The sequence below is a fragment of the Yoonia maritima genome (assembly GCF_043641945.1).
In the GTDB taxonomy this organism is placed as follows: Bacteria; Pseudomonadota; Alphaproteobacteria; order Rhodobacterales; family Rhodobacteraceae; genus Yoonia; species Yoonia maritima_B.
The window spans coordinates 33,954-54,696 of record NZ_JBHZRX010000005.1; the positions used below are offsets into that span (position 1 = coordinate 33,954).

Consider the following 20,743-nt stretch of genomic DNA (forward strand, 5'->3'; position numbering starts at 1 on the left):
ATTTTGATGCACGAAGGAAACACCATGTCATTCCGTCTTCAGCCTACTCCGCCTGCTCGCCCGAACCGCTGCCAACTGTTTGGACCGGGTTCAAACACTAAGCTATTCGCAAAAATGGCAGCAAGTACTGCTGATGTGATCAACCTTGATCTTGAAGACAGCGTATCCCCATCAGACAAGGATACCGCCCGCGCCAATATCATCGAGGCAATCAACACAATCGATTGGAACACAAAGTACCTGAGCGTACGGATCAACGGTCTCGACACCCCCTATTGGTATCGCGATGTCGTTGATTTGCTAGAACAAGCCGGCGACCGTTTGGACCAGATTATGATCCCCAAGGTGGGTTGCGCTGCGGATGTATACGCTGTCGATGCACTGGTAACTGCGATTGAAACCGCCAAGGGCCGGACAAAACCAATCAGTTTTGAGGTCATCATCGAATCTGCGGCTGGCATAGCGCACGTCGAAGAAATCGCGGCAAGCTCACCTCGCCTTGCAGCCATGTCACTAGGCGCTGCGGATTTCGCGGCCTCTATGGGTATGCAGACAACTGGGATCGGTGGAACGCAAGAAAACTATTACATGCTGCATGGCGACACACGGCACTATTCTGACCCGTGGCACTGGGCGCAGACGGCGATTGTCGCCGCTTGCCGTACTCATGGCGTTCTTCCCGTTGACGGCCCGTTTGGTGATTTCTCTGACGATGAAGGCTATCGTGCACAAGCGCGCCGCTCAGCAACACTGGGAATGGTTGGCAAATGGGCGATCCACCCAAAACAAATTGCACTCGCCAACGAGGTATTCACGCCGTCAGAGGAAGCCGTTGCCGAGGCCCGCGAAATCCTTGCCGCGATGGAAGACGCCAAGGCACGTGGCGAAGGTGCGACCGTATACAAAGGCCGCTTGGTCGATATCGCATCGATCAAGCAAGCCGAAGTCATTGTGCGTCAGTCAGAGATGATTGCGGGCTAAGACGTTCGGTTCACTGACCTGCAAGGGTCAGTGAACCTGCGTTAAACGCAGTTCTGCAATCTGTTGCATCTCGCATAATATCTTCTTGCAACAATGGCGTTGACGTCATGCCAGGGCCTGCGAAACGCATGTCGTCACACTCTTGGTCATTCGCCCACTGACCGCTGTCATTACCAAAATCAATTGTCCCATCTGCGGCGACACCCGCCAAAGTCAGCCGTCCAGCGTCAAACGCCGCTTTGCAATCTGCCGCATCACCAAGCACATCTTCTTGCAACAACGGCGTCGAGGTCAGCCCAGGACCTGTAAAGCGACCGTCATCACATTCTCCGTCATTAGCCCATTGGCTGCTATCGTCGCCGAAGTTGATGTTTTGAGCCATAACCGGGCCACCAGCGAAACACGCCATAATACCAACAAGACCAATAATCCGCATAATCTGCTCCTCAAAAAGAATACGTGTCGTTTTTGCGGACATCGTCCACAATTGTAAACATCTTATGGCTCCCGTTGCCATCAGCCTGACCTTGCGCCATATATCCCACAGCTATCGTAACAAGGTTGGCACAGCGCATGACACAATATCTCGATTTCGAAAAACCTCTGGCTGAGATTGAAGGCAAAGCAGAAGAACTGCGCGCCATGGCTAGGGACAATCCCGAAATGGACGTCGAAAAAGAAGCTAAAGCGCTTGATAAAAAGGCGGCTGATCTTCTTGTGTCGCTTTACGCGGACCTTAGCCCTTGGCGTAAATGTCTGGTGGCCCGACACCCAGAACGCCCGCATTGCATTGACTATATCAATGCCTTGTTCACTGAATACACGCCACTGGCTGGTGACCGGAACTTTGCTGACGACCACGCCATCATGGGCGGAATCGCACGTTTGGACGGCAAACCTGTCATGGTGATTGGCCACGAAAAGGGTAACGATACAAAATCGCGGATTGAGCGTAACTTTGGCATGGCCCGCCCAGAAGGTTACCGTAAGGCGATCCGCCTGATGAACCTTGCTGATCGGTTCGGCATTCCAGTTATTACACTAGTCGACACCCCCGGCGCTTATCCCGGCAAAGGTGCCGAAGAGCGTGGTCAGTCAGAGGCAATCGCGCGTTCAACAGAGAAATGTCTTGAGCTTGGCGTTCCACTGATCAGCGTTGTGATCGGCGAAGGTGGTTCTGGTGGTGCCGTTGCATTTGCGACAGCAAACCGTGTCGCGATGCTCGAAAACTCGATCTATTCGGTGATCAGCCCCGAAGGCTGCGCATCAATCCTATGGAAAGATGGCGGCAAGATGCGCGAAGCAGCCGAAGCCCTGCGTCTGACATCCAAAGACCTGAAAGAATTGGGCGTCTGCGATGCGATCATCCCAGAGCCAAAAGGCGGCGCGCACCGTGACGCAGAAAAAGCGATCAGTGCCGTTGGCGCAAAACTGAAAACGCTATTGGCTGAGCTTGAAGGGAAATCCCCTGAAAAACTGCGCGCTGATCGTCGCAATAAGTACCTTAAGCTAGGTTCAAAAGGACTGGCGGCTTAATCACTGATGCGGGCCTTTGTGACCGGACATTGGCAACTGATCCTTCTCACCGCCATAGTGTTCGCCCTATGGCGGACACCCGCGATGGTCCCGCTTAAGATTTTGATCGTGTTTTTGCACGAACTATCCCATGCGATTGCCGTCCTCTTCACTGGCGGTGAGATCGTCGATTTTTCGATCAACCAGAACCAAGGCGGCGCGGTCTGGAGCCGTGGCGGGAACCGTTTCATTGCCCTGACTTCTGGTTACTTGGGGTCGCTTTTAATCGGCGTCGGACTGTTAATCGCCGCAATGCGTACGAACGCTGATCGGATGATTATGGCAGCCCTTGGCGCCGCGATGTTATTGATCACCCTACTCTATATTCGCACGCCATTCGCAATGTCCTTCACCGTGGCAATGGGCAGCGCGATGCTCATACTTGCGTGGAAATTTGGGCATGCCGTGAATGACCTCCTGCTGCGTGTTATCGGCCTAAGCAGCATGTTCTACGTGCCCTATGACATTATCAGCGATACCATTCTGCGGTCCCAGCTACGGTCAGACGCACGGATGCTGGCCGAAGAATTCGGCGGCGCGACAATCATGTGGGGGATGATCTGGCTGATCATCAGCATCGGCGTAATCGGGCTTTGCCTGCGCTATGGCCTTGGAAGGAACAGCAACATTCCACTACCACAGTGGACAAGGTCACACACGTAGGTTTGGCACCGAAAGTCTTCCGAACCCTTGCGTATAAGAAAGTTGAGCATTGTGTCTCAATGCCTTCTAAGCGGACAAAACGGACCTAAATGGTCGCCCTCTCAGTGTATGCTTACAGCATATTGGCAAAGATATCGAAAGTTTCTGTGAGACTAGCTTCCGCTGAATGAACAAACGACGGCTCGATTGAAATGCATTGATCGGAAGCGACGATTTCGCAACTTGCGTCTTTAGTCTTAAACAAGAGAAGTTCCTGCTTAACGAAGTGCTGGTCGAACATATCTCCTTCGACGCTTGTCTCTGATTGAGCGACTATCATCTTAGCAGGCCGGAGGATCAGGTAACGTCGTGTCGTTGCTCCATAAAGGCGATTTTTCCAACGATCTTCGTATCGTTCAAGACCGCCTACTGAAACAGATACTTCTTTCACACCATTTTTGTAGCGGCCATGGGCTAAGACACTTCTTCGGATTTCTGGGTCTGTCCAAGCGGAGTAGGCATCCTCCGCTGACATCGGAAATTCTCGGCGGACAACCACTGTAAAATGACGTGATTTCTTTTTTTCTGGCATTTCTATCATTCTTCAAATGCTATCGTTGATTACAAGCGCAGCCAATCATCATGACTTAAATTCGGATGCCGAAGCCGCCATTCGCTGCACATCAGCATTCATGCACTTTGGGCTCCAAGCGGTTATTTGCTGCAACCGCACCAAAACTTGTTTGAGTATATCTTTGACGTAATATTCAAAGTCGCTTGGCGTTTGCTAACCGATCAATACCTACCACATCGTCTTTTCTGCTCGTGCGCCCCAGCTCGCGTCATATTCGACACCATCAAACCCTGCTTCTTGCTCGGCAAGCATCTGTCCAACGGTGGGCAAGTTGGCGCTTTCGTCATCTGCTTTCCAAATCCCAGCACGCAGCAAAGCACGTGCGCATTGGCTGTAGACCTCGGCCACGGCAATCACCGCAACACTGCGGGGGTGGTTACCCCGTTGATCAAACCGCCCCAACAGGTCGGGATCAAGCGATACAATTGCGGTGCCGTTGACCCGGACGACATTGTTGGACCCCGGTACAAAGAACATCAGACTGATCCGACCGTCTTGAACGATGTTGCGCAGTGTATCCATACGGTTGTTACCGCGCCAGTCGGGCAATAACAGTGTCTTTGAGTCCAGCTCCTGAACGACAGGGCCATCATCGCCACGTGGGCTGCCATCGGTGCCATTTGGGCCAACGGTGGATACGACACAAAATCGCGACGCCATGATCCATTTGCGGTAGAGGGGTGTCTGGTGGTCGGCGACTTTTATCAGCGATGCCTTGCCCGGTTTGCCGTAGATCTCTTCCAGTGCCGCAATATCAGTGACCGTGTGGTTATCCATTGAAACCGGCTTCGGCGTTGAGCCTATCGCATGCCGTTTCGATCTCTTCTTCAAGCCTTGCCATGAATACGTCGACGTCTAGGCCTTGCTCAATTTGTGGCAAGAATTCAAAGACAGCCGTACCCGGCTTGCGGTATATCCCGCGTTTCGGCCAGAACAGCCCAGCGTTGGTCGCGACTGGAACCACTGGCTGGCCCAATTCACGGTAAAGCAAACCCGTTCCGATCTTGTACTTGGCCTTTACGCCTGGCGCGATCCGCGTTCCCTGCGGATAGATGATTAGCTGACCGGGCAAAGCGCGCCCTGCTTTTACGTCCTCTAACATCTTTTTAATGGCTGCACCGCGCTTGCCGCGGTTCACCGGGATACAACCGATGCGCAGACCAAACTGTCCGATGATTGGCGCATATTTCAGGATCGCCTTCATAATGAATTTACCGCGGGGGATGGCGCCGTAAATCGCCAGCACATCCATGAACGACTGATGCTTCGCCGCGACCATGACTTCGTCTGTTGGAGGGGTTCCACGAATTTCCCACTTTAGCCCGATCATCCATGACGACGACCAGCGCACATACCGCACATAAGCATGACAGCCCGCAATCGCACCATGCCGCGATACGATGGCGGCTGGAAAGTATAGGACGCCAACGACAAGCATCGCCACGTACATTTGTCCAATGAAAATAAGCGACCGCAGCCACTGGATTGCATAACTCATGTTTGTTCCCTTAATCTCGCAAATGCAGCTGCCCGTGTCGCAAAGAAACCAGTGATCGCAGCCAACAGTGGCATCACAACCGGCCAAATCCATCCCGCGCCTTCAAACCCGACCTCAGCAAAGAAGCCGCCGCCGTCGGGCAAAACCTGCAACACAATCAAGCCCAACACAACGCCCGCAATGGCCCCTAATCCAGCCCGAAGCGTGTAACGCCGCACAAACGCCCGCGCGATATAGACATCGCGCGCACCCACTAGTCGGAGAACCCGGATCACCTGCGCATTCGCTGCCAAAGATGCATGCGCTGCAAGCGTGATCATCGCTGCGACACTTGCGCCAATTAGCAAGATCACGAACCAGCCAATCAGTCGAACGCGTCCAGCCGCAGCAAGCAGAGGATCACGCCAGTTCGCATGATCATCAAGAACTGCGCCGGGAATTTCAGCCGACAATCGTGCCCGCAGGCCTTCGACGTCATAGGGCGCATCCTCTGCAATGATTTCGACCAGTTGCGGAATAGGTAGCGTATCAAGCGGCAAGTCATCACCGAACCACGGTGCAAGTAGTTCTTGCTGTTCCTCGCCTGACAGCGCGCGTGCGCTTGCCACGCCAGGGGTCGTTTCAAGCACCTCTAACGCCTTTATCAGATGGGAACTCGCTAGTTCCGGGTCGGCAGGCAGGCGCAGTGTTGCTGCTTGGGCCAGCTCATCTGCCCAACGATCCGCTACGCGCCCCGTCGATAGGGACAAAGCCAGCGCGATAATCGCCAAGAACGCCATTACTGCAGAGACAAAGACAGTCAGCCGTGCAGTGATACCTGTCGGCGGCACGACGCGGTCAGCCTGCGGGTCACCGACAATTAAATCCAGCAGCGCTTTCATAGCACAGCCCCCGCTGTCGTCAGCTGCCCATCCTTTAGCCGCAGCACACGTGCATCTACATCTGATTTCAGCGATCTGATCATAGTCAAATCATGGGTCGCGATCAGTACGGTTTTTCCCATCCGGTTTAGCTCGACCAAGAGCCCCAAAAGCCGTTGCGACATTTCCCAATCCACATTGCCGGTGGGTTCATCCGCGATAATGACTTCAGGTGACATGATCACCGCCCGTGCAAGTGCGGCGCGCTGGCGTTCTCCGCCAGACAGCTCTGGTGGCAGCCGACCGGATTGCGCACCCAGCCCAACCCACGCAAGCAGTTCCTTGAGATTCCCTGCAGCTTCGGACACGCGATCAGCGACAGTCAGGGGCAAAGCGATGTTTTCGGCGACGCTCAGGTGGTCCAAAAACTGGCAGTCCTGATGCACCACACCTATCCGACGGCGAGCCATCGCCACCCCATCACGATCTAGGGTTGTAGCGTCTTGTCCGAACAATCGCACCTTGCCGCGTTGCGCCTGCAAATCTGCGTAGCACAAGCGCAACAATGTCGTCTTTCCAGCCCCCGACGGACCCGTCAGAAATTGAAACGATCCGGGTGCAAGTGTCAGAGATAGTTGAGAAAATAGTGCCGATCCATTATGGCCGTACGACACATTATCCAGTTCAATCACGGTTTTTCCTTTGCGTCACGCGCATGTATTGCCTAAATCAGCGCACGGTTACAATGACCGCTGAAGTCACAATCGCGCAAAAGCTTTGCGTTTGACGCTATGATTGCTAGATTACAGACGGATTTAGTAATTTAGTAATTTTGTGTAGGGCAGAAGGATAATAAGAAATGCGGCTGATTTGCCCCAAGTGTAACGCACAGTACGATATCGCCAGTGATGCAATTCCAGAAGGCGGTCGCGACGTACAGTGTTCAAGCTGTTCACATACATGGTTCCAAACCGAAGAAACGCCACCTGCCGCTAGCGTTGTCGCCCCTGCGGTTGCGGCCGCTGCTACTGCGGCATCATCTGTCGCCGCCGAAGTCGAATCCGCTGTAACCAAGCGCAAGCCTCTTGATTCATCCATTGCAGATATCTTGCGTCAGGAAGCTGCCCGCGAAAAAGCAGTTGAGCAAGGCGAGACAGTTGCCGCTCCTGCGGAGGACGTTCGCGAACCGGCGCTCAATCGACCAGCCGAGACAGTTAACGCCGATGAAACCCGCCGCCGCATTTCCATGATGGCTGCCGAAGATACAACAACGCCTGCAACGGTTGCTGCCGCCGCAACTGGCGCTGTAGCTGCTGACGCGAACTTGCGCACCGTACCAAGCATCGACGAAATCAATGAACAGCTGCGTGCCCGTTCTCAGGGCGACGGCATCCTAACTGAAAGCGAACAAGAAGAAGTAGCCAAGCGTCGCGGCTTCCGCCGTGGCTTTGTTTTGATGCTATTGCTTTTGGCAATTTTGATCGCGCCGTATTTCTTTGCTGACCAGATCGTCGAACAGTTCCCGCAAGTCGCTGAGCCGATGGAAACCTATATCGAAACGGTCGATAACCTGCGTCTATGGCTGAACGAGCAGTTCCAGACAGCGCGGGCGATGATCGAAGGATTTACCGGGGCAGAAGCAGCACCTATTTCTGCGGCACCAGCAACAGATGCGCTCGCGATTGAAACGGCGCCAGCTTCGATGCCGACAGCCCCACTGGACTAAGCCCTAACTAGAACTGATCGAGCAAGCGGCGCAAATAGTCGCGCTCGATCTCTGGGCGTTCCTGATCGCCAGACCGGCGACGGATTTCGTCCAACAGTTCCTCTGCGCGACGGTTTACATCCTCGCCACCCAACAGTTCCTGATCAGTGCCCGAAAGCCCCGTGTTTCCGATCTCGCGGCCCAACGGGTCACGCGCACCGGGAACAGGACGACCCGATGCTTCACCTTGCTCGGTACCTTGCCCCGGTTCGTTATTACCGTTTTCTGCCAGCGCCTGCCCCAGTTCACGCATCCCATTGCGCAGAGCATCCATCGCTTCGGCCTGACGGTCAATTGCTTCGGCTAAATCACCATCGCGCAATGCGTCTTCGGCACCTTCCATCGCACCTTCGGCACGTTCAAGCGAGTTGCGCGCGATGTCACCGGCTTCGCCATCAAGGTTTGGGAGGCCTTCGCGCTGTCGCTGCAGTTCATTGCGCAACGCTTGCTGCCGCTCAGCAAGGCTGCGTTCATCGCCTTCGCCGCCTGAACTACCCTCACCTTGCTCTCCGCCCTGCCCGCCATCGCCGGGGTTTTCGCCTTGGCCCTGCTGACCATCTTGGCCGGGCTGTTCACCGCTTTGGCCTTGCTGGCCGGGCTGTTGCCCCGGTTGCTCGCCCTCTTGGCCCTGTTCGCCTTGTTGGCCGGGCTGCGGCTGTTGTTCGCCTTGTTGGCCGGGATTGAACTGTTCTTGCAAGTCGCGGAACGCATCATCCGAAAGATCTTCTTGGTCGCGAAGCGTTTCAGCAAGATCCTGCATCGACTGCTGGCCCGGTGTCTGTGGCCCATCGCCACCTTCACCTTGCGTGATGCGCAGGTTTTCCATCATCTCGTTCAGCTGTTCCATCAGCTCTTGCGCTTCGGCCATGCGACCCTCTTGCATGAGCTCTTCGATACGATCCATCAGCGCCTGAAGTTCATCCATCGACAGTTCAGTCGAGTTCCCACTGTTGTCAGCCTGATCGGTCCCATCGCTTGGTTCCATTTCTTCGGCCAACATACGCATGTAATCATTGGTTGCTTCGCGCAATTCCTGCATCAGTTCGGCGATTTCCTCGTCGGACGCGCCATTGCGCATCGCCTCTGCCAAACGCTCTTGGGCGCGCTCAAGCCGCTTGCGCGCATCGGCCAAACGGCCATCTTCGAGCTGCACCGCCAATTCCCAAAGCGCATCGACAATCTCGGCCTGACCTTCGTCGTTCATGCCGAATTCGGCCATCCGGTCCAATTGGCGGATAATCGTGCGAAGGCGCAGATAAGGTGCCTCTTCGATGGAAAGGTCTTCTGGCCGGTTGGACAGCGCACGCAGCACTTGGTCCACGCGACGCACGTTCGCTTTGGACCACATCAGATCACGGCGCTGTTCGATGACCGCTTTGGCAAACGGCTGAAAGAATCGCCGCCCGGGTAGGATCATAGGTTCCGCCGGGGCGTCAGTGCTTAGCCCAGCTGCGTCAACCACCTGCAACTGCATCGTCACTGGTAAGTTGGCCAAAGGATGCTCGCTCAGGTTCTCAATCAGGAATTCTTCGAAATCTGTCCTGTCCCCAGTGAACGGCATCGGCAAGTCCAACACCAAAGGTTCGATCGGATCAGGGTCGATGGTCAGACCGTATTCGCGGGTTACCGCAGTCAGGTCCAAGGCAATCGTCGCAGTGCCGCTTTCGACGCCATAGTCATCCAGCGCCATAAACGGCTGGGATAGTTCGCCCATCGCATCAGATTCGATCGGGCCGGTTAGTTCGACCTCTGGCGGGAAATCCGTGATTGCAGTGATGTCCCAAGCAATGCCGTTTTCGCCCGCAACCGACAAGGTCCCTGAGTGCGTCACATTAAACTGCTGTTGCGCGTCAGACGCAGCGCCCACTTCGCCTGTGCGCCCTGAAATGGTTTCTGCAACCGTCAGCGCGCCGACTTCGCCATATAGGCGCAGGGTCACTTGGCTACCTTCGGGTACGGCCAAATCCCCGGCGGGGATATCATTCAGATAAATCGCAGGTTTGCCAGTGTACGCAGGGGGTTCAACCCAGCCTTCCCAGACCGGACCGGTGACAAGGCTTGGATCGCTACCTGCCACCATGTCGCCAACTGTCGTGACCCGCAAAAGCGACCCGAACAACAAAGCAACCACGAAGAACAGCAAAGCGATAAACCGCAAACCAAATGGATCGCGATCCGTCAGCCGTAGGTTCGGCTCAATCGCATGGGCTGATTTCGTTCGTTCAGCCATGCGTGCGATATGCGCATTCCAAACAGCTTGCGAAGCTGGATCACTTGCGCCGATGGCTTGTGTATCAGCAATGGCCGCAATCGGGCGGCCCGGCATCGCGGCGTCAACACGCGCGACGGCCTCTGACCGTTTGGGAATACGAAACCAGCGCAGCCCCCAAAACAGTGCAGCAAAAGTCCCGAGCGCTGCGACGACGACACCAGCCCAGAATGCCTCAAGCGGGAGCTGTTCGTGCCAGCCCATCATCAAAGGCGTCAGAATCAACAACAGCACCGTCCAAAGCGGCCAAAATGCCCGCACGGTTTGTTCTGCGATCATGCCCAAACGCGTGAGCGTGATAGGCCAGCGCAGGTGACGCAATTGCTCGGACTGGTCCTTCAGCGGGCCTCTCCTGTTACTTCGGCTACTTTAGCCATGGGGGTAGTGTATCGCGCGCAATCATTTCTTCATAGGTCGGGCGCTTACGGATAACTGCAAATTGATCCCCATCGACCAAAACCTCTGGGATTAAGGGACGCGAGTTGTATTCGGACGCCATCACGGCACCATAGGCACCAGCAGATCGGAACGCGATCAAATCATCGGGGCCGACAGCGGGCATTTCGCGCGCCTTAGCAAAGGTATCGCCGCTTTCGCAGATTGGGCCAACGATATCGTATTTCGCAGGCTCTTCACCCGGTGCAGGTTCAACAACAGGGATGATATCGTGCCATGCCTCGTACATCGCGGGACGGATCAGATCGTTCATAGCGCCGTCAATGATCAGGAATTCGCGATCTTCACCGGATTTCACATAGATCACCTTCGAAACCAAAATCCCTGCATTGCCAGAAATCAGACGACCCGGTTCGATCTCAATCTCGCAACCCAAATGACCAACAGTTCGCTGAACCATCGCACCATATTCGGTAGGTAGCGGAGGTGCCTCATTCGAGCGAGTATAAGGAATACCAAGACCGCCACCCAAATCGAGGCGGCTTATTTCATGACCATCAGCGCGCAACTGTTCTGTCAGTTCAGCGACTTTTTTATAGGCCGCTTCAAAGGGGGCAAGTTCGGTTAGCTGTGACCCAATGTGCACATCGATCCCAATGACCTTAAGGCCCGGCATTTTAGCAGCCATCGCATAGACCTCGCGCGCGCGCGAAATCGGGATGCCGAACTTGTTTTCGGATTTGCCGGTCGCGATTTTGGCATGCGTTTTGGCGTCTACGTCTGGGTTCACCCGCACCGTGATTGGCGCGACTTTTCCTAGCGACTGCGCAACAGAGTCAAGCATCGCCATCTCGGGTTCGCTTTCGACGTTGAACTGGCGAATACCGCCTTCGAGCGCCACGCGCATTTCGTCTGCGGTTTTCCCGACACCCGAAAACACGATGCGGTCACCGGGAACGCCAGCAGCTTTGGCGCGCATGTATTCACCTACGGATACAACATCCATGCCAGCCCCAAGGTCAGCAAGGACCTTAAGAACGGCTTGATTAGACAGTGACTTCATCGCGAAGCAAACGAGGTGGTCACCCCATGAAAGTGCTTCGTCAAAGAGCGTAAAGTGACGTTTCAGCGTCGCCGTGGAGTAGACATAAAACGGGGTGCCAACCGCAGCTGCGATGTCAGCTACGGGTACATCTTCGGCGAATAGCGCGCCATCACGATACAGAAAGTGATCCAAACCTGTCTTCCTTGTCCAAAATCAGTCTTGGACATATCAGATCAAGGACAAAGACCAACCCTTGTTTCGCGGTTACAGCGTGCGAACTGTATGGGTGTCGCGTGAAAAAACGACCCGGTCGCGCAGATAGAGATAAAGCGGCAAGCCACAGCTTACCCCGATGCAGATCGTAGCGGCGATCGCCCACAAACTTCTTAAGTTACGCGTCTTTGCCACCTCGGATAAAATCCAAATGATCAGTACGATTGCAGCAATCGTTACATCCCAAGTCAGACCAGTTGACGCTAAGTTCGCGCGCCAACCGTCAACCAGCCCGATAAGGCTCCAGCCTTCAAGCTGAAACCACTGAATGAAAAAGTACATCGGATGTACCGCGCCCCAAATGGCCAACACTAGATAAACCGGACGCATTAGAAACTAGCCCCAACACTGACGGCACCATTAGTTGCGCCGACGCTGGTGCTGGTGCTTACGCCCCCAGTACCAACGCTAAGCCCAACGTTTGCAGCGGGCCGCCATGGCGCGCCATCGGCGCCACAACTGGCCAGTGCACCAACCGACAGAATCAAAGCAATTCGTTTCATCCAAGTACCTCTTTCCAATGCGCGACCTGCGCGCGAACCTGCTCTGGGGCTGTGCCGCCAAAGCTCATTCGCGAGGCGACGGAGTTTTCTACCCCAAGCACATCAAAAACATCGGCGCGGATACCAGCGTGAACTGACTGCATGTCTTCAAGCGTCAGGTCTGGCAGGTCACAGTCCTTACCTTCGGCCATAGCAACAAGCGATCCGGTCACATGGTGCGCGTCACGGAACGGTAGCCCAAGTTCGCGCACCAGCCAATCCGCCAGATCAGTTGCAGTCGAAAATCCGCTGGAAGCCGCCGCTTTGAGGCTTTCACGGTTCGCGGTCATATCTGAAACCATGCCTGTCATCGCGGCCAATGCCAGCATCAGGTTGTCTGCGGCATCAAAGGTTTGTTCTTTGTCTTCCTGCATATCCTTGGAATAGGTCAGCGGAAGCCCCTTCATCACTGTCATCAGCGCAACGTTGGCACCAAAGATGCGGCCGATCTTAGCGCGGATCAGTTCAGCGGCGTCGGGGTTGCGTTTTTGTGGCATGATGGAAGACCCAGTTGACCATTTGTCGGACATCTTCACAAAGCGGAACTGTGCAGACGACCAGATCACCAGCTCTTCGGCCATGCGTGACAGGTGCATGGCACAAATGCTGCTTGCGGCAAGGAATTCGAGCGCAAAGTCACGGTCAGAAACGGCGTCCAGAGAGTTGGACATCGGACGATCAAAGCCCAAGGCTTCTGCTGTCATCTCACGATCAATCGGGAAGGAAGTCCCAGCCAGCGCTGCCGCACCCAAAGGCGATGTGTTCATACGCTTGCGTGCATCGGCAAAACGCGAACGGTCACGTGCGAACATTTCAACATAGGCCAGCATATGATGACCCCATGTCACAGGCTGCGCAGTTTGCAGGTGGGTAAAGCCGGGCATGACCCAGTCTGCGCCAGCTTCGGCCTGACCAAGCAGAGCCTTTTGTAGGGCGGCTAACGCTTCGTCCGCTTGGTCACATTGATCACGCACCCAAAGGCGGAAATCGACGGCAACCTGATCGTTACGCGACCGGGCCGTGTGGAGGCGACCTGCAGGTTCGCCAACCAGTTCTTTCAAACGCGATTCCACATTCATGTGGATGTCTTCCAACGCAGCCGAGAATTCAAACTTTCCTGTTTCAATCTCTGACAATACGGTGACCAGACCTTCCTTAATCGCCGCGGCATCGGTATCACTGATGATGCCTTTAGCAGCCAACATGGTTGCATGGGCAAGCGAACCTGTGATGTCTTGCGGCGCAAGGCGGCGGTCATACCCGATGGAAGCGTTAATCGCCTCCATAATCGCGTCTGGTCCGGCGGCGAAACGCCCGCCCCACATCGAGTTTGCGGTCTTGGTCATGAGGAAAAAAGCCTATGCGGAAGTTAATGTCAGCCCTGCTTTATACGGCCCTAGCTGTTGTTGCAAATACTGCCACCGCCGACACTGCCGCGATTGAGGCACTGCGCGAAGGAAACATGCGCAAGCTCATGTTTCACCAAACAGCCGTGGATAGTTCAGACGCTGTGTTTTTTGCCGAAGATGGAAGCGAAATGACCTTGGCTGCCTATGAAGGGCAGTATGTCGTTTTGAATTTTTGGGCGACTTGGTGCGCGCCTTGTCGTCAGGAAATGCCGCAACTTTCTGCGCTCCAAGACCTGATGGGCGGCGACGATATGCAAGTCGTGACCATCGCGACAGGTCGCAACCCTGCCCCGGCGATTGATCGGTTCTTTGCTGAAATCGAAGTCGAGAATTTACCAAAACACACTGACCCGCGCCAATCGCTTTCGCGCAGCATGGGCGTTCTTGGGTTGCCCGTCACTGTTGTGCTTGACCGTGAAGGAAACGAAATCGCGCGTATGCAAGGCGAGGCTGACTGGTCAAGCGATAGCGCGATAGCGGTGATGGAAGCGTTGATCGCAAGGGGCAGTTAGGCCCGCCCAGCGGACCCCGATAGCAGCAACGGATCAATTCCCATACGCTTTAACGCCGCCGACCATTTATGGTCGTTTGCCCGGCCAAATATGATGTCGCTATGCGCATCGCATGTCAGCCAACCATTATGCGCGATCTCAGACTCAAGCTGACCGGGACCCCAGCCAGCGTAACCAAGCGCAAGCATGGATGTCTCGGGGCCGTTACCTTTTGCAATATCTTCGATAACCGTCATCGTCGCCGTCATCGAAATATCTTTTGCAACCTCGAGGGTGCCAACATCCGAAGAGTATTCACTGGAATGCAGTACGAATCCGCGTGACTGATCAACCGGGCCACCAAAATGGACACGGATGTCACGAACGCCCTCTGCTTTTTTGATACCCATTTGTTCCAGAAGATCCGAAAAATGTATCTGAGACTGGGGCTTATTCACGATTAATCCCATGCCCCCATCCGCAGAATGGGCACACATATATATCACACTATGAGCGAAACGCGGGTCGTCCATGGCAGGCATGGCGATCAGCAGCTTACCCGTCAGGCTGGTATCTTGGGCTTCCATGGCCCCTAAATTGTTCATCTAGGGCAGGTTATGCAAGTAACAACGTTGCAATTACTCGCCTGAACGTGACTTCCCATTGCAGTCAGAATGCATAATTACATCTGCATGCGTATGATTACCCTGATACCCTTTGCCCTGTTGGCCGCACCCTCTGCTAGCCTAGCATTGCCTTTGGACAAGCTTGCTCAAGTCGAAGTCCTGCCGGGATGGCGCGCCGCAAACGGCGACCATATTGCGGGCCTTCGAATCACACTGGCGCCGGGTTGGAAAACCTACTGGCGTGCGCCCGGTGACGCAGGAATTCCCCCGATATTTTCATTTACGGGATCTCAGAACATTCAGGCCGTTGCCCCTCATTGGCCGGTACCCGAAGTATTCGACAGCAACGGCGTGCAAACGATTGGATACCACGACGGCGTGGTCTTTCCGCTTACCGTGTTTAGCAAAACACCTGACCAGCCGATGCAAATTACAGGTCAGATTGATCTCGGTGTTTGCGAAGAAATCTGTATCCCTGTCAGCCTCGACTTTGATGCGACACTACCGATCCGCGGCTCTCGCGATAGTGCGATAACTGCCGCACTTGTTAACCGTCCGCTGACGCAAAGTGAGGCCGGTGTTGGTGACGTGACCTGCGCAATTGATCCGATTCACGATGGGCTACGCGTTACGACGAAATTTGACCTTGCTCCGCTCGGGTCGTCTGACGTTGTGATCGTAGAAGCTGGTGATGCAAACATCTGGGTATCCGAAGCGCAAACCCAGCGTACTGGCAATCAGATTAGCGCAACGGTCGATATGGTGCATAATACCGAAACCGCGTTTGGCCTTGATCGCTCAAAGATCAAAATCACTGTCTTAGGCGGGCACCAAGCGGTCGAGATTCACGGCTGTTCAAGCAGCTAGGCTTTGCCACGCTTAAGGCCTATGCCAATCATGCTGGACGCATAAATGCCCAGCAGCAGCACAAATAGCAGCACGACATAAATCCCGAACGCCACGCCAAATCCGCCAGCGGCTAGCATTGGCAATACCGCCACCGCCCCCGCCCATGGCGCCCCTGTCAGCAGCAGCGGCGCGATCAGCGCGGCAAACAAACCCACCGCTGCAATCCCTGCCAACGCGGCAGGCACAGACATCGCTGCCCGACGCGCGCGTAATGCGCGCTTTGCTGCTGTGACTTGTCGTTGGAAATCTGCCTGCATCGCCATGACAGAAGGCACAACTAGCAGCACCAAAAAGAAGCCAAACGCCAAACCAAAGACCAGTGTGATCACGGTCGGTTTAAGGAATTCCGCCTGTGTAGAGCCTTCATAAAGGAGTGGAGCAAGCCCAAGCACGGTCGTCAATGTGGTCAGCATGACCGGACGCAAACGATCGACCGTCCCATCGATGATCGCAGGGATCAGGCCACGTTCTTCTGCGTATTCATCGATTGTCGTGACCAGAACGATGCTGTCGTTGATGATAATCCCGACCATCCCGATCAGGCCAATAACGGTGAACATGCTCATCGGAATGCCCCACGCGTTATGGCCGTAGATCGTGCCGACCAATGCAAATGGAATGATCGACATCACCACAATGGGCCGCGTCCAGCTGCTAAAAATCCACGAAAGGGTTAGGTAAATCCCCAACAACGCCAAGATCAGACCAGTGCGGGCATCCGAAAGAAATTCGCGCTCTTGTTCGCTTTGCCCCGACAACTGCGTTTCGATACCGAAATTGCTTTCGACGCGGGGCAAGATATCGTCGTTGATTAGTGTCTGAATTTCAGTGGCTCGCGTTGCGTCGTCGCTATCCAGATCACCTGTTACGGCGATCAACTGAATACCGTTTTCGCGCCGCACAGTCGAAAATCCAGTGCGTGTTTGCACCGTGACGACGTCGCCCAGCGGAACATAGACACCATCGGATGTTCTTATCTGCATGCGATCAAGGAAATCCGCTGACAATTCTGTTTCAGGTAACTGGACTTGGATCGACGCCGAACGTGTTCCGTCTGGGTATGTCGCGGCCTCAATCCCACCTAGGCGGTTCCGCAGTACGCTGCCAAGCCCGTCAATGCTTAGGCCCAGACGCTCGCCCTGCGGTGTCAGCTCGAGGATCATTTCTTCCTTGTCGTATGACAGTGAATCCTCTAGCGCAGAGACTTCTCCAAATTGCGCCAGTTCGGTTTTCAGGGCCTCGGCAGCCGCCTTGAGAGTGTCACTATTTGCGCCAAACATCTGCACCGAGAGGCTATCGCCACCCGGCCCGCTTCCCCAACGGCGAAAACTAACCGTTTCTGCCAGCGGGTGCTGTTGAATGCTGTCTTGTAGGGCGCTTACAAATGCGGCGCTGCTATAGGGGCGGCTATCACGGTCGATCAACTCAATCGTGATCGCACCCAACTGGTCCGCGTCTTTGGTATCAGACCCAGCAATCGCACGACCCGAATTTCCACCGATTTCAGCAACGACGAATTTCAGGGGGTTATTGCCGTATTCTTCTTCGTATTTGGCGCCCAATTCATCTGCAGCACGCTGCATTTCGCGCATCATTTCCATGGTGTCCTCGCGCGTCGCACCAGGCAGCATCGCGAAGTTACCTGTGACTTGGCTTTGCTCTGGCGCGTTGAAGAACCGCCAACTGACGTCGCCACGGATAAACAACGCAAGTTGCGAGGCAAGCGTCAGCAGCGCCAGCGCGAAGACTGGATACCGTGCCCAAACGACAAACCCCATAAACGGGCGGAATAGTGTCTCTCTGCACCAGACAAAGCCTTTGTTTACGAAACGCGACGGAGCGTCGTACCAGTGATCTTTCGCCGAATGGCCAATGGTGTGGGACAGGTGGTTCGGAAGGATTAAAAAGCATTCGGCCAAGCTGGCGATCAACACGACGATCACCGTGAATGGGATATCGCCGATCAAATCGCCAAAGCGCCCGCCGATTAACACAAGGCCATAGAAAGCGATGACCGTCGTGATCGTCGCAGATAGAACGGGACTAAACATGCGTTTAGCCGCATTTTCAGAGGCTATAACAGGGTGTTCGCCCAGATGGCGCACCCGGTAGTCCGCGTGTTCACCCACTACGATGGCGTCATCCACCACGATCCCCAGCGTGATAATCAGCGCGAAAATAGAGATCATATTGAACGTGATCCCAGAGATATACATCAATGAAATCGCAGCCAGCATTGCCACCGGGATACCCGCAGCGACCCAAAACGCGGTCCGCGCGTTCAAGAAAAGGAACAGCAAGACAACGACGAGCAATAGTCCAGTCGCACCGTTTTCCATCAGAATTTCAAGGCGCGCGGTAATCAGTTCGGCGCGCCCGTTGGTCAGTTGAATAGATACGCCTTCGGGCAGCGACGCGGTCAGTTCTTGCGCGACATCCTGAACGGTATGCTGCAATTTGATTGCATCACCCTGTGCGGAACGCGTGACCTTTAGTTTGATTGCGGGGTTTTCATCAACGTAATACGCACGTTCGCGATCGGTTCCTTCGACGCGCACGGTCGCAACATCAGCTATCGTTAATTGTGATCCGTCAGCGTTTGAGCGCAACACAATCGCACCGATATCTTCGGCACTTCGCTTTGCTACACCTGTACGCACACGCGCATTCCCAGACACGTCGCCAGCAGGGTCTGCCGCGGCTTCTTCGGCGATACGTGACGCGATATCGCTTAGGCCGATATCGTACTCGATAATTGAAAGCGAAGGCACCTCGACGATGGTGGAAGGGGCCGCAACCCCTTGTACAGACACTTGCGTGACGCCTTCTGCGAACAGACGCGTAGCCAATTCATCTGCGAACCTTGCCAGCTGATCGACCCCAACGGGACCTGCGATGACCACATCAGTGACCGTGTCCGACCAGCCTCCGCGCCGCACATTGGGGTCATCGGCGTCGGCTGGCAGGTTGCTCGTGCTATCGACAGCAAGCTGCACATCTTCGGTCGCCTGTTCGATGTCGTAGCCCGGTTCAAACTCTAGCCGAATTGTCGCCCGACCTTCGACTGAAGTCGCGGTCGAGGACATCACGCCTTCGACGGCCAACAGCGCAGGTTCAAGAACCTGCACGATGGCAGTGTCTACATCTTCGGCACCGGCCCCTGACCACGAAACCGAAACAGACAAGTCATCAACGACCACATCCGGAAAATACTGCGCTCGCATTTTGGGCAGCGCCAAAAGGCCCGCCGCGAGCATCAGAACCAGCAGCAGGTTCGCTGCCGTCCGGTGACGCGTGAAATATGACAACACGCCGCTTGCGCCAGTGCTAAGCTGTTCGCCGCCCGTAACCATCAGCTGCCCATCCGGCTTTCGAGGCGTTCAATCGTTTCAGATGACACCTCGTCTTGTTCCAATTGTCCGATAATGCGAGCCTTTACATCGTCGGGCATCCGACCAGCCGAAACAAAGGCGATTAACTTTGCCCGGCGTTCAGGGTCTAACGTTACCATTTCAGGCTCGAACACAGCGATTTCTTGCCCTTCTGGCATTATGGGGCTGACCTTGATCCCTGCGCCCAACAACGGTGAACGCTCAGCAACGATCGCGCGGCCGGCATAGTCGCCGACGCTGATAATCACGTTGTCGCCCTGACGGCGTAGCAAACTGACCTGCCCAACAGACAGCCGTTGGTCGTCGCCTATCAGCAAGACGGTTTGATCTGCGGCCACGGCTGTTGCGGGGACCAATGCCACGTTTTCTAACGCCGGTTCATCAATGCGCACAGTCACAAAATCGCCGGGGCGAAAGCCCAGCGCAGTGTCTAATGTGGCGAACAACAACCGACCGGTTTGGCCACTTGCGACAGACGCGCTTTCACGCGTAATTTTTCCGGTCGCGGTCAGGTCAAGACCGGCAACATCCAGTGCGACGTTGACAGGCGCCTGAACCAACTTGCCCTGACCATCCAAAAGACGGGCGTATTGCGAGGTAGAGACACGAAACGAGACCTCTAGCTGCGTCGGATCAACGAGCTTCGCGAAGGATTCATTTGCCGTAACACGGCCTCCGGCGCTGACGGTCACATCTGAAAGCTGTCCGTCGAATGCAGCATAAACTTCGGTATCGGCTAGGTCGCGTTCAGCTTCGGCCAAGTTGATCCGTTGCCGGGCAAGGCTGGTCGTTGCCTGATCAATGCGGGCTTGGGCGGATGCGACTGACTGGCGCTGCGTCAGCACCGCAGCCTGCGCAGAGGATGATGCCAGTTCAGCCGTTTCAACAGCCGCTGCCGTTCCCACGCCGCGCCCAGCCAAATCTTGCGCCCGTGTCAATGCCTGATCGCGCAGTGCAGATTGCGACCGTGCAGCCGTTAATTCATCTTCGGCCAGAACCAAGGCACGTTCGGCATCGCGCAATTCAGCCTCTGCATCCTGCAAATCCGCGCGGACACGATCTAATGCGGCCTCAGCGACGCCGGGATCGATACGCAACAACAGTTCGCCTTTTGTCACGGTCCCGCCATCAATCAAGGATTCACTGACTTCCTGAACAATACCGCCCGTGGCACTGCGTAAATCGAGGGTCCGCTGACTACGAAGCTCACCAAAAGCGGTTAGCTCTGGAACGATGGTTTGCGGGTCTAACATAGCGACATTCACCGACAAAACGCGTTCACGTTGCGGGAAACTGCGCGGTTCTTGGTTCATCTTCGCAACGACTGCGCCACGTATTAGACTGCCCGCCCAAGCAAGTAGGACAAGCGTCACCGCCAAAAGAAAGACGCCAGTCAGGCTACGTCGCAAAAACCGCATATTTATTTCCTTGAGCTA

At 55.1% G+C, this 20,743-nt stretch carries 20 protein-coding genes; 6 read left to right on the forward strand and 14 right to left on the reverse strand.

Annotation, left to right across the window (positions count from 1 at the left end):
• Window positions 1–24 precede the first annotated feature (24 nt).
• Window positions 25–981, forward strand: a complete 957-nt coding sequence (locus ACHUEV_RS12270) for an L-malyl-CoA/beta-methylmalyl-CoA lyase (protein WP_394180262.1) — start codon at window positions 25–27, stop codon at window positions 979–981.
• Between the two features lie 10 nt (window positions 982–991).
• Here ACHUEV_RS12270 and ACHUEV_RS12275 read toward each other — a convergent pair whose 3' ends face one another.
• A complete protein-coding gene (locus ACHUEV_RS12275) occupies window positions 992–1,417 on the reverse strand; it encodes a hypothetical protein (protein WP_394180264.1) in 426 nt (141 codons plus the stop codon).
• A 137-nt stretch (window positions 1,418–1,554) separates the two neighbouring features.
• Between ACHUEV_RS12275 and ACHUEV_RS12280 the strand changes: the two genes are divergently transcribed.
• On the forward strand, window positions 1,555–2,517 hold the full coding sequence (locus ACHUEV_RS12280) for an acetyl-CoA carboxylase carboxyltransferase subunit alpha (RefSeq protein ID WP_394180266.1): 963 nt from the start codon (window positions 1,555–1,557) through the stop codon (window positions 2,515–2,517).
• Between the two features lie 6 nt (window positions 2,518–2,523).
• Window positions 2,524–3,219 (forward strand): M50 family metallopeptidase, encoded by a 696-nt coding sequence (locus ACHUEV_RS12285; RefSeq protein ID WP_394180268.1) that lies wholly within the window; start codon window positions 2,524–2,526, stop codon window positions 3,217–3,219.
• A 112-nt stretch (window positions 3,220–3,331) separates the two neighbouring features.
• On the opposite strand, the gene ACHUEV_RS12290 is transcribed toward ACHUEV_RS12285, so the two are convergent.
• The 5 genes from ACHUEV_RS12290 to ACHUEV_RS12310 all read right to left on the reverse strand — a co-directional run bounded on the left by ACHUEV_RS12290 (window position 3,332) and on the right by ACHUEV_RS12310 (window position 6,882).
• On the reverse strand, window positions 3,332–3,790 hold the full coding sequence (locus ACHUEV_RS12290; RefSeq protein WP_394180270.1) for an SRPBCC family protein: 459 nt from the start codon (window positions 3,788–3,790) through the stop codon (window positions 3,332–3,334).
• A 210-nt stretch (window positions 3,791–4,000) separates the two neighbouring features.
• Window positions 4,001–4,609 (reverse strand): pyridoxamine 5'-phosphate oxidase family protein, encoded by a 609-nt coding sequence (locus ACHUEV_RS12295; protein ID WP_394180272.1) that lies wholly within the window; start codon window positions 4,607–4,609, stop codon window positions 4,001–4,003.
• Window positions 4,602–5,330: a lysophospholipid acyltransferase family protein gene (locus tag ACHUEV_RS12300; protein ID WP_394180274.1), complete on the reverse strand. Its 729-nt coding sequence runs from the start codon at window positions 5,328–5,330 to the stop codon at window positions 4,602–4,604. Before ACHUEV_RS12300 ends, ACHUEV_RS12295 begins: the two co-directional genes overlap by 8 nt.
• A complete protein-coding gene (locus tag ACHUEV_RS12305; RefSeq protein ID WP_394180276.1) occupies window positions 5,327–6,211 on the reverse strand; it encodes a cell division protein FtsX in 885 nt (294 codons plus the stop codon). The genes ACHUEV_RS12300 and ACHUEV_RS12305 overlap by 4 nt, the downstream gene beginning before the upstream one ends.
• Window positions 6,208–6,882 (reverse strand): cell division ATP-binding protein FtsE, encoded by a 675-nt coding sequence (locus ACHUEV_RS12310; RefSeq protein ID WP_394180278.1) that lies wholly within the window; start codon window positions 6,880–6,882, stop codon window positions 6,208–6,210. Before ACHUEV_RS12310 ends, ACHUEV_RS12305 begins: the two co-directional genes overlap by 4 nt.
• A 167-nt stretch (window positions 6,883–7,049) precedes the next feature.
• Here ACHUEV_RS12310 and ACHUEV_RS12315 point away from each other — a divergent pair, with 167 nt between their 5' ends.
• Entirely contained in the window at window positions 7,050–7,916 is an 867-nt protein-coding gene (locus ACHUEV_RS12315; RefSeq protein WP_394180280.1) for a zinc-ribbon domain-containing protein, read from the forward strand.
• Between the two features lie 7 nt (window positions 7,917–7,923).
• Here the strand turns inward: ACHUEV_RS12315 and ACHUEV_RS12320 are convergent, their stop codons facing one another.
• From ACHUEV_RS12320 to argH, 5 genes are all read right to left on the reverse strand, one after another.
• Complete coding sequence (locus ACHUEV_RS12320) at window positions 7,924–10,545, reverse strand: TIGR02302 family protein (RefSeq protein ID WP_394180282.1); 2,622 nt, start codon at window positions 10,543–10,545, stop codon at window positions 7,924–7,926.
• Window positions 10,546–10,588: 43 nt separating this feature from the next.
• Window positions 10,589–11,857 carry a diaminopimelate decarboxylase gene (lysA, locus tag ACHUEV_RS12325; RefSeq protein ID WP_394180284.1) on the reverse strand — a complete coding sequence of 423 codons (1,269 nt, stop codon included), beginning with the start codon at window positions 11,855–11,857 and terminating at the stop codon, window positions 10,589–10,591.
• A 72-nt stretch (window positions 11,858–11,929) separates the two neighbouring features.
• Window positions 11,930–12,268: a DUF2834 domain-containing protein gene (locus ACHUEV_RS12330; RefSeq protein ID WP_394180286.1), complete on the reverse strand. Its 339-nt coding sequence runs from the start codon at window positions 12,266–12,268 to the stop codon at window positions 11,930–11,932.
• Window positions 12,268–12,441 (reverse strand): hypothetical protein, encoded by a 174-nt coding sequence (locus ACHUEV_RS12335; RefSeq protein ID WP_165793412.1) that lies wholly within the window; start codon window positions 12,439–12,441, stop codon window positions 12,268–12,270. Before ACHUEV_RS12335 ends, ACHUEV_RS12330 begins: the two co-directional genes overlap by 1 nt.
• Window positions 12,438–13,826, reverse strand: coding sequence for an argininosuccinate lyase (argH, locus tag ACHUEV_RS12340; RefSeq protein ID WP_394180288.1), 1,389 nt, complete (start codon window positions 13,824–13,826; stop codon window positions 12,438–12,440). The genes ACHUEV_RS12335 and argH overlap by 4 nt, the downstream gene beginning before the upstream one ends.
• Window positions 13,827–13,840: 14 nt before the next feature.
• Between argH and ACHUEV_RS12345 the strand changes: the two genes are divergently transcribed.
• A complete protein-coding gene (locus ACHUEV_RS12345) occupies window positions 13,841–14,401 on the forward strand; it encodes a TlpA disulfide reductase family protein (RefSeq protein ID WP_394180290.1) in 561 nt (186 codons plus the stop codon).
• On the opposite strand, the gene ACHUEV_RS12350 is transcribed toward ACHUEV_RS12345, so the two are convergent.
• Window positions 14,398–14,967 (reverse strand): YqgE/AlgH family protein, encoded by a 570-nt coding sequence (locus tag ACHUEV_RS12350; RefSeq protein WP_394180292.1) that lies wholly within the window; start codon window positions 14,965–14,967, stop codon window positions 14,398–14,400. The two genes, ACHUEV_RS12345 and ACHUEV_RS12350, sit on opposite strands and share 4 nt — an antisense overlap.
• A gap of 87 nt (window positions 14,968–15,054) precedes the next feature.
• On the opposite strand from ACHUEV_RS12350, the gene ACHUEV_RS12355 reads away from it, so the two are divergent.
• A complete protein-coding gene (locus ACHUEV_RS12355; protein ID WP_394180294.1) occupies window positions 15,055–15,873 on the forward strand; it encodes a protein-disulfide reductase DsbD domain-containing protein in 819 nt (272 codons plus the stop codon).
• On the opposite strand, the gene ACHUEV_RS12360 is transcribed toward ACHUEV_RS12355, so the two are convergent.
• Window positions 15,870–19,268: an efflux RND transporter permease subunit gene (locus ACHUEV_RS12360; RefSeq protein ID WP_394180296.1), complete on the reverse strand. Its 3,399-nt coding sequence runs from the start codon at window positions 19,266–19,268 to the stop codon at window positions 15,870–15,872. The two genes, ACHUEV_RS12355 and ACHUEV_RS12360, sit on opposite strands and share 4 nt — an antisense overlap.
• Window positions 19,268–20,725 carry an efflux RND transporter periplasmic adaptor subunit gene (locus tag ACHUEV_RS12365; protein ID WP_394180298.1) on the reverse strand — a complete coding sequence of 486 codons (1,458 nt, stop codon included), beginning with the start codon at window positions 20,723–20,725 and terminating at the stop codon, window positions 19,268–19,270. Before ACHUEV_RS12365 ends, ACHUEV_RS12360 begins: the two co-directional genes overlap by 1 nt.
• Between the last annotated feature and the right edge of the window lie 18 nt (window positions 20,726–20,743).

Excerpts from the sequence above, each read along its gene's own strand:
- ACHUEV_RS12270 (WP_394180262.1), top strand. The coding sequence starts at position 25 with ATGTCATTCCGTCTTCAGCCTACTCCGCCTGCTCGCCCGAACCGCTGC.
- ACHUEV_RS12275 (WP_394180264.1), bottom strand. The coding sequence starts at position 1,417 with ATGCGGATTATTGGTCTTGTTGGTATTATGGCGTGTTTCGCTGGTGGC.
- ACHUEV_RS12280 (WP_394180266.1), top strand. The coding sequence starts at position 1,555 with ATGACACAATATCTCGATTTCGAAAAACCTCTGGCTGAGATTGAAGGC.
- ACHUEV_RS12285 (WP_394180268.1), top strand. The coding sequence starts at position 2,524 with ATGCGGGCCTTTGTGACCGGACATTGGCAACTGATCCTTCTCACCGCC.
- ACHUEV_RS12290 (WP_394180270.1), bottom strand. The coding sequence starts at position 3,790 with ATGCCAGAAAAAAAGAAATCACGTCATTTTACAGTGGTTGTCCGCCGA.
- ACHUEV_RS12295 (WP_394180272.1), bottom strand. The coding sequence starts at position 4,609 with ATGGATAACCACACGGTCACTGATATTGCGGCACTGGAAGAGATCTAC.
- ACHUEV_RS12300 (WP_394180274.1), bottom strand. The coding sequence starts at position 5,330 with ATGAGTTATGCAATCCAGTGGCTGCGGTCGCTTATTTTCATTGGACAA.
- ACHUEV_RS12305 (WP_394180276.1), bottom strand. The coding sequence starts at position 6,211 with ATGAAAGCGCTGCTGGATTTAATTGTCGGTGACCCGCAGGCTGACCGC.
- ACHUEV_RS12315 (WP_394180280.1), top strand. The coding sequence starts at position 7,050 with ATGCGGCTGATTTGCCCCAAGTGTAACGCACAGTACGATATCGCCAGT.
- ACHUEV_RS12330 (WP_394180286.1), bottom strand. The coding sequence starts at position 12,268 with ATGCGTCCGGTTTATCTAGTGTTGGCCATTTGGGGCGCGGTACATCCG.
- ACHUEV_RS12335 (WP_165793412.1), bottom strand. The coding sequence starts at position 12,441 with ATGAAACGAATTGCTTTGATTCTGTCGGTTGGTGCACTGGCCAGTTGT.
- argH (WP_394180288.1), bottom strand. The coding sequence starts at position 13,826 with ATGACCAAGACCGCAAACTCGATGTGGGGCGGGCGTTTCGCCGCCGGA.
- ACHUEV_RS12345 (WP_394180290.1), top strand. The coding sequence starts at position 13,841 with ATGCGGAAGTTAATGTCAGCCCTGCTTTATACGGCCCTAGCTGTTGTT.
- ACHUEV_RS12350 (WP_394180292.1), bottom strand. The coding sequence starts at position 14,967 with ATGGAAGCCCAAGATACCAGCCTGACGGGTAAGCTGCTGATCGCCATG.
- ACHUEV_RS12355 (WP_394180294.1), top strand. The coding sequence starts at position 15,055 with ATGCATAATTACATCTGCATGCGTATGATTACCCTGATACCCTTTGCC.
- ACHUEV_RS12360 (WP_394180296.1), bottom strand. The coding sequence starts at position 19,268 with ATGGTTACGGGCGGCGAACAGCTTAGCACTGGCGCAAGCGGCGTGTTG.
- ACHUEV_RS12365 (WP_394180298.1), bottom strand. The coding sequence starts at position 20,725 with ATGCGGTTTTTGCGACGTAGCCTGACTGGCGTCTTTCTTTTGGCGGTG.